At 68.4% G+C, this 13,899-nt stretch carries 12 protein-coding genes; 4 read left to right on the forward strand and 8 right to left on the reverse strand.

The features are described 5' to 3' along the window. Positions 1 to 469, forward strand: a 469-nt coding sequence (locus RWX45_RS10520; RefSeq protein WP_316023674.1) for a transketolase-like TK C-terminal-containing protein, incomplete at its 5' end; no start/stop codon positions are given. A gap of 593 nt (positions 470 to 1,062) precedes the next feature. On the opposite strand, the gene RWX45_RS10525 is transcribed toward RWX45_RS10520, so the two are convergent. The 5 genes from RWX45_RS10525 to RWX45_RS10545 form a co-directional block, all read right to left on the reverse strand. After that, entirely contained in the window at positions 1,063 to 1,815 is a 753-nt protein-coding gene (locus RWX45_RS10525; RefSeq protein WP_316023675.1) for an ABC transporter ATP-binding protein, read from the reverse strand. After that, complete coding sequence (locus RWX45_RS10530) at positions 1,812 to 2,957, reverse strand: iron chelate uptake ABC transporter family permease subunit (protein WP_316023676.1); 1,146 nt, start codon at positions 2,955 to 2,957, stop codon at positions 1,812 to 1,814. The genes RWX45_RS10525 and RWX45_RS10530 overlap by 4 nt, the downstream gene beginning before the upstream one ends. Beyond that, positions 2,957 to 3,895, reverse strand: a complete 939-nt coding sequence (locus RWX45_RS10535) for an iron chelate uptake ABC transporter family permease subunit (RefSeq protein ID WP_316023677.1) — start codon at positions 3,893 to 3,895, stop codon at positions 2,957 to 2,959. The genes RWX45_RS10530 and RWX45_RS10535 overlap by 1 nt, the downstream gene beginning before the upstream one ends. Positions 3,896 to 3,942: 47 nt before the next feature. After that, positions 3,943 to 4,962, reverse strand: coding sequence for a siderophore ABC transporter substrate-binding protein (locus tag RWX45_RS10540; RefSeq protein WP_316023678.1), 1,020 nt, complete (start codon positions 4,960 to 4,962; stop codon positions 3,943 to 3,945). 229 nt (positions 4,963 to 5,191) lie between these two features. Beyond that, complete coding sequence (locus RWX45_RS10545; protein ID WP_316023679.1) at positions 5,192 to 6,334, reverse strand: ABC transporter substrate-binding protein; 1,143 nt, start codon at positions 6,332 to 6,334, stop codon at positions 5,192 to 5,194. Between the two features lie 346 nt (positions 6,335 to 6,680). Between RWX45_RS10545 and RWX45_RS10550 the strand changes: the two genes are divergently transcribed. The 3 genes from RWX45_RS10550 (at position 6,681) to disA (ending at position 10,696) form a co-directional block, all read left to right on the forward strand. After that, positions 6,681 to 7,223 (forward strand): hypothetical protein, encoded by a 543-nt coding sequence (locus RWX45_RS10550; RefSeq protein ID WP_316023680.1) that lies wholly within the window; start codon positions 6,681 to 6,683, stop codon positions 7,221 to 7,223. 99 nt (positions 7,224 to 7,322) lie between these two features. Next, the gene (radA, locus tag RWX45_RS10555) at positions 7,323 to 8,744 is read left to right on the forward strand and encodes a DNA repair protein RadA (protein ID WP_316023681.1); all 1,422 of its coding nucleotides are present in this window, start codon (positions 7,323 to 7,325) and stop codon (positions 8,742 to 8,744) included. An 881-nt stretch (positions 8,745 to 9,625) separates the two neighbouring features. Continuing rightward, complete coding sequence (gene disA / locus RWX45_RS10560; protein ID WP_316023682.1) at positions 9,626 to 10,696, forward strand: DNA integrity scanning diadenylate cyclase DisA; 1,071 nt, start codon at positions 9,626 to 9,628, stop codon at positions 10,694 to 10,696. A 105-nt stretch (positions 10,697 to 10,801) separates the two neighbouring features. Here the strand turns inward: disA and RWX45_RS10565 are convergent, their stop codons facing one another. The 3 genes from RWX45_RS10565 to RWX45_RS10575 all read right to left on the reverse strand — a co-directional run bounded on the left by RWX45_RS10565 (position 10,802) and on the right by RWX45_RS10575 (position 13,762). After that, the gene (locus RWX45_RS10565; protein WP_316023683.1) at positions 10,802 to 11,473 is read right to left on the reverse strand and encodes a hypothetical protein; all 672 of its coding nucleotides are present in this window, start codon (positions 11,471 to 11,473) and stop codon (positions 10,802 to 10,804) included. A 679-nt stretch (positions 11,474 to 12,152) separates the two neighbouring features. Beyond that, the gene (locus RWX45_RS10570) at positions 12,153 to 13,046 is read right to left on the reverse strand and encodes an A/G-specific adenine glycosylase (protein WP_316023684.1); all 894 of its coding nucleotides are present in this window, start codon (positions 13,044 to 13,046) and stop codon (positions 12,153 to 12,155) included. A 56-nt stretch (positions 13,047 to 13,102) separates the two neighbouring features. Then, positions 13,103 to 13,762, reverse strand: coding sequence for an amino-acid N-acetyltransferase (locus RWX45_RS10575; RefSeq protein WP_316023685.1), 660 nt, complete (start codon positions 13,760 to 13,762; stop codon positions 13,103 to 13,105). Positions 13,763 to 13,899 lie beyond the last annotated feature (137 nt).

Genomic DNA, 13,899 nt, shown 5'->3' on the forward strand with positions numbered 1-13,899 from the left:
CATCCTGTCCCGGCAAAAGCTCACCGTCCACGCCACCCCCGAGGCCGCCCGCGCCGGCGTGCACCGAGGCGCCTACGTGCTGGCCGAGGCCACCGACGCCTCCGGCGCGACAGTCGCCCCCGCCGTCACCATCATCGCCACCGGCTCCGAAGTCGGCGTCGCCGTCGACGCCCGTGCACTCCTGCAGGCCGAGGGGACGCCCACCCGCGTGGTCTCCGCCCCGTGCCTGGAATGGTTCGCCCAGCAGGACGACGCCTACCGGGCGTCAGTCCTGCCCGAGGCGGGCGTGCGGGTCTCGGTAGAGGCCGGTATCGCCACCGGCTGGCGCGAAATCGTCGGCGACAACGGCGAGATCGTCTCCCTGGACCACTACGGCGCCTCCGCCCCCGGAACCCAGCTATTCAAGCAGTACGGCTTCACCGGCGAATCGGTAGCCGCACGAGCCCGAGACGCCCTCGCCCGCGCCTAACGACGGCCTGCGGGCACAACCACCACCCACCACCGAAACCGGCACTAATGACGTACCGAAACCGGCACAAATAACGTACCGAAACCGGTGGAAGTTGCTAAGGGTCGGCTAAGTACTGGGGGCGTGCGGGCACGTGCTCCCATTGTGACGGGGTTGCCGTGCCGTGGTGGTGGTCGTTGGGCGGACGGTATGCGTTTGCTACGCCACTTAGGGGTCTACAACGCCACTTAGCGGCCTGCTGAAGGCCTCCGAACCCTTCAGCAGACCGCCAACAGGCGTAGTAGACGGTGAACAGGCGTAACAGAGGCAAGCCGCGGTCCGATGCCGGCACGACACACTGCCCCCGCCATGCGGAGCAGCCTGGTGGAGGCCTCGAATGGGCGGGTGGGACACCGCCGCCCCACGCTCCCCAGGATGAAAACCCGGGCAGCATCTCGAGACTGAGCCGACCCTTAGCAACTTCCACCGGTCTCGGCACGTCATTAGTGCCGGTTTCGGCGTGTTATTAGTGCCGGTTTCGGCGTGTTATTAGTGCCGGTTTCGGTGAGAGGGGCGCGGGGAGCCGCGGGACTGTGTCAGTCTGAGGCACCGTTTCAGTAGCAGGCGAGCGGCCCCGTCGGCCCCTCGATCACCTGGATGGGGGTACCGAAGACGGCGGTGAGCACGTCGCCGCGGATGATCTCCTCCGGCGTTCCGAAGCGGAACACGCTCCCGTCCTTGAGAGCACAGATGCGGTCGGCGTAACGCGCCGCGAAGTTGATGTCGTGCAGCACGATGAGCACGGTGCGGCCGAACTCCTTGGCGGCGCGCGCCAGGTGGTTCATCATCTCCACCGAATGCGCAATGTCGAGGTTGTTGAGCGGTTCGTCCAGGAGCACGTAGTCGGTTTCCTGGCACAGCACCATGGCCACGTAGGCGCGCTGCCGCTGCCCGCCGGAGAGTTCATCCAGGTGTCGTCCCTCGAGCTCCTCCAGGCCGAAGAAGTCGATATAGCGAGTGATGATCCGCTCGTCTTCGGCGTTCAGGCGCCCGTTCGAATAGGGGAAGCGTCCGAAGCCGACCAGCTGGCGCACGGTGAGCCGGGTGATGAAGTGGTTCTCCTGCCGCAGGATGGACAGCACGCGAGCCAGGTCTGCGGACTTGGTGGTGGACACGTCCAAACCGGCCACGCGCACCGAGCCCTCGTCGATGCCCAGCAGGCGCCCCACCATGGTCAGCAGGGTGGATTTGCCGGCACCGTTGGGGCCGATGAAGGCGGTGATGCCGCCGGAGGGGATATCCAACTCCACCGGGCCGATGGCGACTTCGCTGTTGTAGACCTTCCTCACGTGGTCGAGTTCGATCACAGACGGCCCTTTCTGAGAATGACGATGAGGAACACCGAGCCGCCCACCAGCTCGATGATGATGGAGACGACCCCCTGGGCGTAGAACACGTGCTTCATGACGAAGTACGCGGCCGTGAGCACGAGGACCCCCAGGCTGACGGCCATGGGGAAGAGATAGCGGTGGTCGTAGGTGCCGGACAGCTGGTAGGACAGCGTCGCCACCAGGAAGCCCAAGAAGGTCATGGGCCCCACAAGCGCCGTCGAGGTGGCCATGAGCACCGAGACGAGTACGAGCACGCCCATGGTCATCCGGGTGTGGTTAAGTCCCAGGCTGGTGGCGGCCTCACGCCCCAGCGAGAGCACGTTGAGCCGGTGCGAGAACAGGAACAGCAGCGCCGTCGCCACCACCACCAGGGGAATGGCGACCGGGTAGTAGTCGGGGTCGGCGTTGGTGACCGAGCCGAAGAGCCGGGCGGAGAGCACGTCGAACTCACTGGGCGTGAGCATGCGTTGCATGAAGGTGGTCAGGCTCCCCAGTCCGGAGCCGATGACGATGCCGATGAGCAGCATCGAGTACAGGTTCTGGCTTCCCCCGGTCAGTAGCCAGCTGTACAGCAGCAGGGACAGCCCCACCATGAGCGCCAGTTGCAGCACGAACATGGGCACGGTCCGGGTGCTGTTGAGGCCGGCCACCCCGAAGAAGAAGACGGTGGCGGTGTGGATCGCGCGGTACAGGGATTCGAATCCCATGATCGACGGCGTGATGATGCGGTTGCTGGTGGCCGTCTGGAAGGCGACCGTGGCCATGGCCTGGCAGACGGCGACGATGATCATGGCGATGAGCGCATCCAGGCGGCGCTCGGCAATGAGCCAGAAACCGCGGCTGCCCAGCTCCATGGGGTTCTTCCAGGCGAGCAGTCCGGCGGCGAACACCAGCGCGGCGGCGGTGACCGCCAGGTAGATGAGCCACCAGCGGCGTCGGTCCCGTGGGGTGGCGAAAGCGCCCGAGCGGCGCGTGGGAGTCGCTGCGGCTGACGCGGCTGCCGTCCGCCCGAGCTTGGGCACCGCAGGAGCATCGACCGACGGGCCGGGGCTCGTCGCCGTTTTCGCGAGAGCAGTTGCGCCGGCCGGGTCTGTGGCGGGGGTCGTGCGGGTCACCATCAGGACCTCCGTATGTGACGGATGATGAGGGCGATGAACACCACGGCCCCGACCAGCCCCAGCACAACGGCTACGGGAATCTCGAAGGGGGAGATGATGGTGCGGGAGATGAGGTCGCAGGCGGTGACCAGGCCGATCCCCACTAGGCACACCCAGGGCAGGTTGGAGCGCAGGTCGTCGCCGCGCCGCATGGACACCAGGTTGGGGACGATGAGCCCGAGGAAGGGCAACGAGCCGACGACGACGGTGACCACCCCGGTGGCAATGGCCACCAGACCGGTCCCGATGAGCACCATGCGGCGATAGTCAACGCCGATGTTGGTGGCGATGTCCTCCCCCAGCCCGACGGCGGTGAGCCGGTCGGCGTAGTAGAAGATGGCGACGACGACGCCCAGCACGAGCCACAGCACCTCGTACTGGCCGCGGTAGACGGTGGTGAAACTGCCCTGGAACCAGATGCCCAGGGACTGGAGCATGTCGGTCTGCAGGGCGAAGAAGGTGGAGATGGCACTGACGACGGCGCCCAGCATCATGCCGATGATGGGCACGAGCAGCGAAGAGCGCAGCGAGACCCGACGCAGCAGGAGGAAGAACACCATGGTGCCGATGAAGGACAGGATTACGGCCCCGCTCATGCGCATGAGGATGCCCGGCCGCGGCACCACAGCCATGACCAGCAGCAGTCCCAGCCCCGCCCACTCGGTGGTGCCAGTCGTCGTCGGCTCCACGAAGCGGTTCTGGGTGATGAGCTGCATGACCAGCCCGGACATGGACATGGCGGCGCCGGCCAGGACGAGCGCGATGGTGCGGGGGATGCGCACATTGCGGAACATCTCCCAGCCGTCGTCGTGGGACAAAATGGAGTACTCGCCGGTCGCCAGGCTGAGGACGAGCAGGGCCACAACAATGACCAGCCCGACCGCGAGCCCCGGGCTCACCAAGGGCCCGCGGGTGCGGGCGGCGGCGACGTCGAGTTGTCGGGTGCTCAGTTCTGGGCACCTTCGAAGGCGTCGGCGATGGAGTTGAGGATCTCCGTGTAGGTGATGATCGACTCGTTGGTGTAGGTGTCCTCCGGGGCGTAGACGATCTGCTCGGAGCTCACCGCGGTGACGTTCTGCATCGCCTCGTTGTTGGAGATGACGTCGGCGGCCGGGGTGTACTCCGGGTCGTCCGCACTGACGGCGGCATCACGATCCATGACGAAGATCCAGTCCGGGTCGGATTCGGCGATGGCCTCCACGGAGACGTCGTCCCCCTGGTGGTCGTCGGTTGATTCCTCGACCTTAAGGGCCGGCTTGAGCCCGAGCAGGTCGAACAGCGGGCCCCAGGTGCGCCCGGTGGTCGGGCCGGAGTAGCCAATGTTGCCCTCGGAGACGATGACGGCCATGACGGTGGAGCTGCCGTCATAGGCATTCTTGGCGCGCTCCAGAGCGGCGTCGAAGTCGGCATTGAGCTGCTCGGCCTCAGTCTCCTTGCCGAAGATCTGCCCCAGCGCGGTGACCTGCCGCTTGAGCTCGGAGTCGAAGGCCTCGCCGTCACGGGGCTCAAGCTCAATAATCGCCGCATCGGGGTTGAGCTCGGCCATCTGGTCGTAGTACTGGGAGAAACGCTGCCCGGAGATGATGAGGTCCGGTTCGGCGGCAACCAGCGCCTCCAGGTCGGGCTCGCGGTGCGTGCCCAAGTCGGCCACATCGTCGCCGTCGTAGGCGGTGACCGTGGAGGGCATGAGGCCCTTGGGAGCTGCGACGAGCGGGACACCCCATTCGGCGAGCACCTCGAAGGTGCGGTTGTCGGTGGAGGCCGCACGCTGCACGGGCAGCGTGATCTCGACACTGCCATAGTTGTCCTCGATGGTGACCGAGGAGGCCTGGGCGACGGCGGTGTCGGCGCCGGCGCTCGCGGCGTCGGAGGCGGAGGTTGAGTCGGTGGTGGATCCTGAGCAGCCTGCCAGGACCAGGCTGACCGCGGCGGATAGGGTCAGGAGCGCAGGGAGCTTGCGAGACATGTTTTCCTTTGGGATGGTCGGGGTCGCGCGGTACGGGGCCACGCGAATTATCAAGGTGAGCCCACCCATATTTTAGGGCAGGTTCACCTATGTACCCGGTAACTTATTGCCTCTGCTCGCTCACGGCAAGTGGCGTCGCCTCGTCGAGGTCGGTCGTGGCAGCCGCAGGGGACGGTCAATGTGGCGGCGCCCGCCGGGATGCGCAGACCGAGGGGGAGGCGGGTACCGGTCACGACGCCGTAGCCGAGGCGACGGCGCTCGCAGTGGCGGAGACCCGCGCGGTAGCGGCGGCTTTACTCGCCGCGACGGCGGCGACGACGTCGGGGATGTGGTTCTCGCAGCACCACGGCAGCGACAGCGGGGAGGCTTCCGCCAGGCTCATTGCGGCGGTGGCGTCTGTGACGAACAGGGCAGTGCCCTCCGCAATCGCCGGAATCGCCGAGAGCCGAGCATCCTGTTCAATTGCCTCGACGGCGGCGGCATCCTCCGCCTCCACCCACAGCAGGTCCGCCACCAGCTCGTCCGCCGACTCAAGCGGATAGGCCACGGTCAGCTCATCGTCGGTATCCGCCCCGGCGGCGACGGCGGCCGGTGACAGCGTCAAGCCCAGCTGCGTCAACAGCTGCGAACGGCTATCGGAGGCCGCGTACATGGTGATTGAGGGGCCATCCGGATCGAGGACGACGGCGGCGTAGGTGGCACCGGCCAATGCAGGATTCGCCGTCTTCGTGGAGGTGACGACGTCGGTTGTGGTGTTGACGAGTACTTCGGCGGCGGCTGAGCGGCCGAGGGCCCTGCCAATGGTGGTGGTCGTCGTCTTCCAGGAGGCCGCGTACCCCACAGTGCCGGCCGGGTAGGCCAAGGTGGGCGCGATCGTGGACAGCTTCCGGTAGTCGTCCTCGCTCATATCCGAGTGCACGCCAAGGATGAGGTCGGGCGCCAAAGCGGCGATCTCCTCCGTGTTGATGCCGTCGGCCTCGGAGTACAACGTCGGGGCAGCCTCGGTATCCCAGCCGGCGTTGAGCGCCTCCAGCGCCTCGGTGGTCCAGGGGTAGGCGCCGTTGTCATCGGCTCCCCGGGACACGGCGGGCATACCCACCGGAACTATGCCCAGGGAGATGACCACGTCATTGTCCACTCCGGCGACGGTGGCAATGCGGGTCGGTTCGGATTCAATGACCGTAGAGCCGTACGCGTGCTCGACGGTGATGGGGAATGACTCGGTTGCGCCCCGAGTGGCATTGCCCGCCGCGGCGGACGGACCCGCGGTACTGCTGCCGTCCTCCGTGCAGGCTGTCAGCTGGGACGCACCCCCCACCACAACGGCCCCCACCAGCAGGCTCCGACGGCTCAGACCACGACGACGGGACATGGGGCTGGTGAGGTGAGCGGAGGTCTCCAATGACAAGTCCCTTCGGTCCGCGTCCTCGGCACCGGGCGCCCGAGGCTCGATCGGAGGCATTTTCCTACGTGAGTCAGCTCACCGCCAAGGGCACGCTGTTCCGCGACCAGTTCGATGCACACCAGGCGCTTCTGCGGCCTCGTTCGGACCACAGACCTGCCCAGGGCAGCAGTAAGCCCGCCGGGCCCGGCCGTGTCTTCGCTCCGGCAACGAGCCTACTGGTGGGGAGTGCTCCCCACGGGCGGGCCTTGTTACAGCTTCGGACAGGGGCGAATACTGGGGATATACCCGCTATCCCATTGTGAGGAGCTTTCTCATGGCGAAGAACAACCAGCAGCCCACAATCCGCTCGAAGTACTACTGGCTGCTTCTCACCGCAGCCATCATCATCGGCATTGTGGGGATCATCCTCATCCTCGTCTGGTTGTCCGGAGTGGAGGGCCGGGTGCGCATTCCCAGGATCCTGCTGATCCTCCCGGTTGCCATCCCCGCCATCCTCGCCGGTGTCATCGACGAGGCGATACTGAAGAAGTCCCCGCACCTGGTCAGGAACAAGGACCGCCACATGCTCGCCTCGCAGCTTGGAGTCGATCCCATCACCGGCGCCCCGCTCAACGCCGGGTATGGCCAGCCTGCCACATACGGCATCCCCGACGGCGCCGCCTACGGTTCCGCAGCACAGACGCCCGCGCAGTTCTCGCCCCAGCCCACGGCCCCTTACGGCTATGGTCAGATGCCGACCACGTCCGGCCAGCCGGGGCAGGCCCCCGTCCAGCCCACCTCGCAACCCGGCTCTTCGCAGAGCTACGGCTCCTACGGCTACGGCGCCAACCCCACCTACCCGACCTCGGCCTCCTGACAGGGCAGAACGGTCATGTTCGCGACGACGCCGGGAACAGCCGGAGCCGACCGTTCACGCCCCCGAATTCTTGTCGGTGGTCCCCGGTAGCCTGCCGCCATGGCCACCACGAAGACTGCCAAGACACGTACCTCCTACGTGTGTACCGAGTGCGGCTGGACCAGCCCCAAGTGGCTGGGCCAATGCCGTGAATGCAGGGCCTGGGGCACGCTCGAGGAGTTCGTCGAAGCGGCGTCGGGCAGCATCGGCACCAGCGGACGCACCGTCGTCGCCGCCCTGCCCACGCGCCCGGCCGTCGCCGCACGCCCCATTGCGGAAGTCAGCGCGGAGGAGGCACGTGCCCGCCCCACCGGGGTGGGCGAGCTGGATCGGGTACTCGGCGGCGGGATCGTGCCCGGGGCGGTGGTTCTGCTTGCCGGGGAGCCCGGCGTCGGCAAATCCACTCTGCTGCTCGATGTTGCCGCCAAGGCGGCGGCAACCTCCCGCGAGCGCGGGCAGGGTCCGGTGCTGTATGTGACGGGCGAGGAGTCGGCGAGCCAAGTGCGGCTGCGCGCTGAGCGCATCGGCGCCATCGACCCGGCGCTGCTGCTCGCCGCCGAGACCGAGCTCGGCGACCTCCTCGGCCATGTGGAGGACGCCGCGCCCTCCTTGCTCGTCGTCGATTCGATTCAAACGATCGCCTCCGCGCAGGCCGAGGGCGGCGCGGGCGGGGTCACTCAAGTGCGCGCGGTGGCGAGCGCGCTCATCCAGGTGGCCAAGGAGCGGGCCATCCCCGTGCTCCTGGTGGGGCACGTGACCAAGGACGGCGGGATTGCGGGGCCGCGTGTGCTGGAGCATCTGGTCGACGTCGTCTGTCAGTTCGAGGGAGACCGGCACGCCCGGCTGCGGCTGTTGCGCGCGGTAAAGAACCGTTACGGCCCCACCGATGAGGTTGGCTGCTTCGATCTGGGCGAACGGGGCATCGTCGGCCTGGCCGACCCATCGGGGCTGTTCCTGTCTGCGGCGCGCAGCGAGGTGCCGGGCACATGCGCCACGGTAACGCTTGAGGGGCGCAGGCCCATGCCGGTGGAGATCCAGGCGCTGGTGGCCGGCAGCGCCGTTGGCTCGCCGCGCCGCACCACCTCCGGGGTGGACCATTCTCGGGTGGCCATGGCCTTGGCGGTGCTGTCGGCGCGGCTTCGGCTCGATACGTCCGCGACAGACGTGTACGTCTCCACCGTGGGCGGAGCGCGCGCCGTCGAACCCGCCACCGATCTGGCGGTGGCGATCGCCGTCGTCTCCGCCGCGCAAAACCTGCCCACTTCCCCGGGCCTGGTGGCCTTCGGCGAGGTCGGGCTCACCGGAGAGGTGCGAGCGACGGTCGGCGTGCAGCGGCGGTTGGCGGAGGCGGCGCGCCTCGGCTTTGATCGGGCGATTGTGCCGTTGGCCGGCTCGGAGGAACTGCGCCCCGTGGCCGGCGTCCGGGTGCTGCCGGTGGCCCACGTCAGCGAGGCGGTCGGGGCCGCTCTGCCGCGCAGCTGACCGGGCTTCGTTGAACTGGTCGGAACAGCTAGATGATTGATTCCAAGGGCGTGGTGGGGGTGGCCTCGCTGCGGTTGGGGTGGGCATGAAGGGGCCGGGTGGTTGTCGGCGGTGTGCCAAGGCGAGCGGCACCCGGCCCCTCTTCTCACCGAGACCGGCACTAATAACGTGCCGAAACCGGCACTTGTAACGTACCGAAACCGGCACAAGTGACGTGCCGAAACCGGTCGATGTGGTTGTGGCGGCCGGTGGGCGTCAGCGCTGAAGGGGTCGGGCCGGACCACGGGGCCCTCACCCCACCAAGGCACCAACGACTGGGATGTCGAGGAGCGTGCCTGCCGTATCAGGGCCGAGAGTTCGGCGCGCTGACGCAGAGCTTTTGACTTACCCATCAGGTAACCCCGAACGGGACGTCTCGGGTCAAAAGGGTCGTATTCGAGCTCCACCTGCCGCAACACACTGGGGCAGCATCTCCGACGCAAACCTCAGGGGCGAGCGTCACACCGCATTGAGAACGCCGGCGAGTGCCCACATGCACAGCCGATAACCCCGAGCGCAGCGGCCACTGATTCCCGGCCGCCCCGGCCTCGTCATATCGACCGGTTTCGGCACGTCACTTGTGCCGGTTTCGGTGCGTTACAAGTGCCGGTTTCGGTGCGTTACAAGTGCCGGTTTCGGTGCGTTACAAGTGCCGGTTTCGGTGAAAGGAGGGGTGCGGACGCTGCCGGGCACCGGCACCCGTGCCGTCTGCGTGGGAAGCCGCGCTCGCCTGCAGCGCGACCTGTTTCACGGCGTCAGTCCGCCTCATGCGGCTAGCATGATCTCGCACCGGTCCGTCGCCCACGTCAGCTGGCGCGCCGGATCACCCCCAGGAGAGGCCCATGACCGAGACCCCCGTCAACCTGCTGCGCGAGACCCTCGCGCTTGTCGCCCCCGGCACCGTGCTGCGCGACGGGTTGGAGCGCATTCTGCGGGGACGCACCGGGGCGATCATTGTGCTCGGCTTCGATGAAACGGTCGAGGCGATCTCCTCCGGGGGATTCCGCCTCGACGTCGAGATGACCGCGGCGCAGCTGCGGGAACTGGCGAAGATGGATGGCGCCGTCATCGTCGACCGGGCGAATAACCGCATCCGGCGCGCCAACGTGCAGCTGCTGCCCAATGCGTCCATCGAGACGTCGGAGGCCGGTATGCGCCACCGCACCGCCGAGCGTGTGGCGCGGCAGACCGGTCATCCGGTCATCTCCGTGAGCCAGTCCATGCGCATCATCTCCCTGTATGTGGACGGGCGCCGCCACGTCATTGAGCCCAGTGAGGCGATCCTGGCGCGCGCCAACCAGGCGCTGGCCACGCTGGAACGCTACAAGGCGCGCCTGGACAAGATCTCCGGGAGCCTGGACGCCCTGGAGATTGAGGACCTGGTGACGGTCCGCGACGTGACCGCCGTCCTCCAACTGCTGGAGATGGTTAGCCGTATCGCCTCGGATATTGACGGTTACGTCGTCGAGCTGGGCACCGACGGGCGGCTGTTGGCCCTCCAGGTGGAGGAACTGACCCGCGGGCTCATGGCCGAGCGGGACTTCCTCCTCACCGACTACCTGCCGCAGGGACTCGACACCGCCACGGTGGATGCCCGGCTCAAGTGGGTCGGCTCCCCGGCGCTGCTGGACCTGGCCATGGTGGCCCGCTCCATGGGTATCGGCGGTTCTGACGGGCAAGACCTTGACGCCTCCATTTCGCCGCGGGGATTGCGGATTCTCGCCAAAATCCCGCGGCTGCCGCTGGTGACGGCCCGCGCGGTTGTGGACAAGTGGGGCTCGTTGCAGGCGGTGCTGGGAGCCACGGTTGAGGAGCTGGAGGCCGTCGACGGCGTGGGTGCGCGTCAGGCCCGCACCCTGCGTGATGGCCTGTCCCGCCTGGCAGAGGTGTCGATCGCCGACCGCTACGCGTGAGCCGGCGTAGCGTCCGTTCTCGCCCCGCCCCTACGCAGGCATTTAACACGTGACTTCGCTGCGCCGCGGCGCCTTGTCCGCCTCCGGGGCGTGCCGGCCGGCTACCTATTCGACGACGAAAACGCGGTTCTCGGTCAGGTCAGTGCCCTCCAGCTGGATGCGCACCCGGTATGTGCCAGCGGTAGCGACGCTTGCGTCGTCGGAGGAAGCCGCGGCAGTGGTTTCGGGGTCGCTCGCGTCGGTGGCTTCGGCGTCGGGAGTGTCGGCCGTATCGGTGGGGCTGGTGTCGACGCCGGCTTGCGCGCCGATCGGGGTACACGCCGAAGCGGCGCGCCCGTCCCAGGTGAGGGTCGCGGCCGCAGAGGTTCCCGCAGCAACCAGCAGCCGTCGGCTCGTGGGAGTAGCGGGGCAGTCGGTGGAAGTCCAGATGGTCTGGTCTCCGGAGGTGATGACCGCGCCGAGGGATCGTCCACCGACGTCGATGAGGCAGGCGTCGTCCCCAATGTTGTTCACGGTGACGTTGATGGTCATGCCCGCGCCGCTGGACACCGACTCGGGCGCGGTGAAGGTGACATCGAGGTCCGCGGCGGTGCAATCCCCCGGGCTCGGGTAGGTGGTGGCGACGTGGGCGGCCGCGTTGTCATCCTGGGCGCGGATGGTGTCACGCGCCCAGACCGCCGCCGCCAGAACGCCTGCGGAGATCCCGGCGAGCACGGCGACACCGATGAGCAACGCGACAATGCGACGTAGCCAGTACCGCGGCCGCCGGGGCGCCATGGGTTTGCGCCCGGCTGCGGTACCCCGGCCGCGCGCCTGCGAACGCCCGCGCCCGGCAGTAGAGGATCTGCCGCGGCCCGTGGAAGCAGTGCCCGCGCCGTCAACGGTCCTGCGGCCGCCCCCCTGCCCCCCGGAGCGCGCCGCCGAACGCGCGGTCTGGCCCCGGCCGGCGCGAGCCGTGCGCGCAGGACGGCGCCCGGGCCGCCCATCCTGGGTAGAAACCGTGCGCCGCGCACGAGCCTGGCCACGCGGCGCCTGCCGCGAGCCGGTGCGCTCTGTGCGCGAACGCGTAGAACTCGAACGAGTAGAACCGGTGCCCGTGGGCCGGGCGGCGCCGGCGCCTACAGAACCAGCACGCGCAGAGCCGGGGCCCGCCGCGCGAGCGGAGCCGGAATCCGCACCGCTTGGCCTTTTTCGATTCCCGCCAGTGCGCGACGAGGCACGACCACCCGCGTTACGGCTCCGTCCGCCACTGCGGGAGCCGTCGCTCGTGCTTCGTCCCTGCGCCATGGGCCCGACTGTACCGGGCAGTGCCCGGGTGCCCCCGGCAGACACCGCCCGCGTGTGTTCCGGCAAGCGGCGCCCGGATGCGTCCCTTGTGGTCCGAAACCTCTGTGGTAGGCGGGGGCTCGGGCGCAAAGAGGCGTACTCGTGCACGCCGCCCCGTGGCATCAATCATTCAGGGCAGGCGGAAGGTGCGGGCGCCGTCATCGGAGACAACGAGTCCGTCAGCTGCTAACGATGCCAGGGCGCGCGCGGGCTGGCCGGCATCCCCTCCCGCCCCAGCGGCGGCGGCAAGGAGCTCGTCGGCAGGAATGCGCGTCTCGGATTCCCGCAGGCGCGCCATGATGAGACCGCGCGCCTGGCGGTCGGTTCCGCGCCACGCCTGAGTGCGGCGGCGCGTCGCATACTCGTCCGCCGGACAGCCGGACGCCAGCCAGGCACAGTCTCTCCTCCAAGGGCACTGGTCGCAGCGTGGACTCTTCGCCGTGCAGACCAGGGCCCCCAATTCCATGACGGCAATCGACCATGCGGCAGCAGCGGCGTCGTCGTGCGGAAGCAGGACCTCGGCCCGTTCCCGTTCGGCACGGGTCAGGGAGGGGGCGGGAAGCGCCTGACCGCCAACCACGCGCGCAAGCACGCGGCGGACGTTGGTGTCGAGCACGAGGGCGCGGCGCCCATAGGCGAAGGCGAGCACGGCCCCGGCGGTATATGTCCCAATACCGGGCAGAGACGTCAGCTCATCGAGATCGCATGGCAACTGGCCCCCGTGCCGCTCCACCACGACTCGCGCGCAGTCGATGAGGCGCAGGGCCCGGCGCGGGTAGCCGAGGCGTCCCCACACCCGCAGAACCTCGGCCGCGGGAGCGACGGCGAGCCGGTGCGGCGTGGGCCAGCGCCGCATCCATTCGCGCCACACGGGGACGACGCGAGCCACCGGGGTTTGCTGGCTCATCACCTCCGAGACGAGAACGCCGTACGGCGTGGTTCTCGCTTCGCGCCAGGGCAGGTCACGAGCTTGGCTCCGGTACCAGGCGACGAGGGCAGAGGCATCCGGTTGCCTCGCGGTCATCGACTGGGCGGGTCCTTCGAGCGCTTGTTCCGTCGTGGCAGAACGCCGAGCGGCACTCACGTCGACAGATCCAGCAGCATGCGCGTATTGCCCAGGGTGTTGGGCTTGGCGCGGGCCAGGTCGAGGAACTCGGCGACGCCGTCGTCGTGGCTGCGCAGCATCTCCACGAAGATGTCGGTGCCCACCGGGGTGCCCGTGATCTCACGGAAGCCGTGGGCGGCGAAGAAGTCCACCTCGAAGGTGAGGCAGAAGACGCGGCGCAGGCCCAGGGCGCGGGCGCGGTCGAGGAGGTTGTTGAGGATGGCGTGGCCGACGCCGCGGTGCAGGCGGTCGCGTCGTACCGCCAGTGTGCGGACCTCGGCGATGTCGTCCCACATGACGTGCAGGGCGCCGCAGCCGATGAGCCCGGCCTCCGGGGCGCCGTCGAGGCTCCCGGCACCCTCAGCGACGGTGAACTCCTGAATGTCCTCGAAGTAGTTGATGAGGTCCTTGCCGATGAGGATGCGCCGCTCCGCATAGGGGCGCACGAGTTCGGCGATGGCGCGGGCATCGGCGGGACGGGCCGGCCGCAGCACGGTGCGCCAGGCGGCGTCCTTGAAGCGCTCGGGCAGGCCGGATGATCCGCCCCCGGCCGGGAGTGCCGACGGAGCAATCACGGGCGGCTGGGCGCGCTCATCAGTATTGGATGGGTTGGCTGTGGCGGCTGTAGTGCCCATGCTGCCCATACTCGCGCTTCTCCTTCCGCGCTGCCAGTGCCAGCACGGCACGGGCGGTCGCGTCGTCTACCACCAGGTCGGTCGCCACGCGTGCCCGCAGCGCCGCCAGCAGGGCGCGCGCCTTGCCGACGCCCGCC

It is taken from the genome of Actinomyces sp. MRS3W, assembly GCF_032465695.1.
Classification (GTDB): domain Bacteria; phylum Actinomycetota; class Actinomycetes; order Actinomycetales; family Actinomycetaceae; genus Actinomyces.

What these genes read in the sequence shown, in the direction of transcription:
- RWX45_RS10530 (WP_316023676.1), bottom strand. Translation starts at nt 2,957, where the DNA reads ATGGTGACCCGCACGACCCCCGCCACAGACCCGGCCGGCGCAACTGCT.
- RWX45_RS10540 (WP_316023678.1), bottom strand. Translation starts at nt 4,962, where the DNA reads ATGTCTCGCAAGCTCCCTGCGCTCCTGACCCTATCCGCCGCGGTCAGC.
- RWX45_RS10545 (WP_316023679.1), bottom strand. Translation starts at nt 6,334, where the DNA reads ATGTCCCGTCGTCGTGGTCTGAGCCGTCGGAGCCTGCTGGTGGGGGCC.
- RWX45_RS10550 (WP_316023680.1), top strand. Translation starts at nt 6,681, where the DNA reads ATGGCGAAGAACAACCAGCAGCCCACAATCCGCTCGAAGTACTACTGG.
- radA (WP_316023681.1), top strand. Translation starts at nt 7,323, where the DNA reads ATGGCCACCACGAAGACTGCCAAGACACGTACCTCCTACGTGTGTACC.
- disA (WP_316023682.1), top strand. Translation starts at nt 9,626, where the DNA reads ATGACCGAGACCCCCGTCAACCTGCTGCGCGAGACCCTCGCGCTTGTC.
- RWX45_RS10565 (WP_316023683.1), bottom strand. Translation starts at nt 11,473, where the DNA reads ATGGCGCCCCGGCGGCCGCGGTACTGGCTACGTCGCATTGTCGCGTTG.
- RWX45_RS10570 (WP_316023684.1), bottom strand. Translation starts at nt 13,046, where the DNA reads ATGACCGCGAGGCAACCGGATGCCTCTGCCCTCGTCGCCTGGTACCGG.
- RWX45_RS10575 (WP_316023685.1), bottom strand. Translation starts at nt 13,762, where the DNA reads ATGGGCACTACAGCCGCCACAGCCAACCCATCCAATACTGATGAGCGC.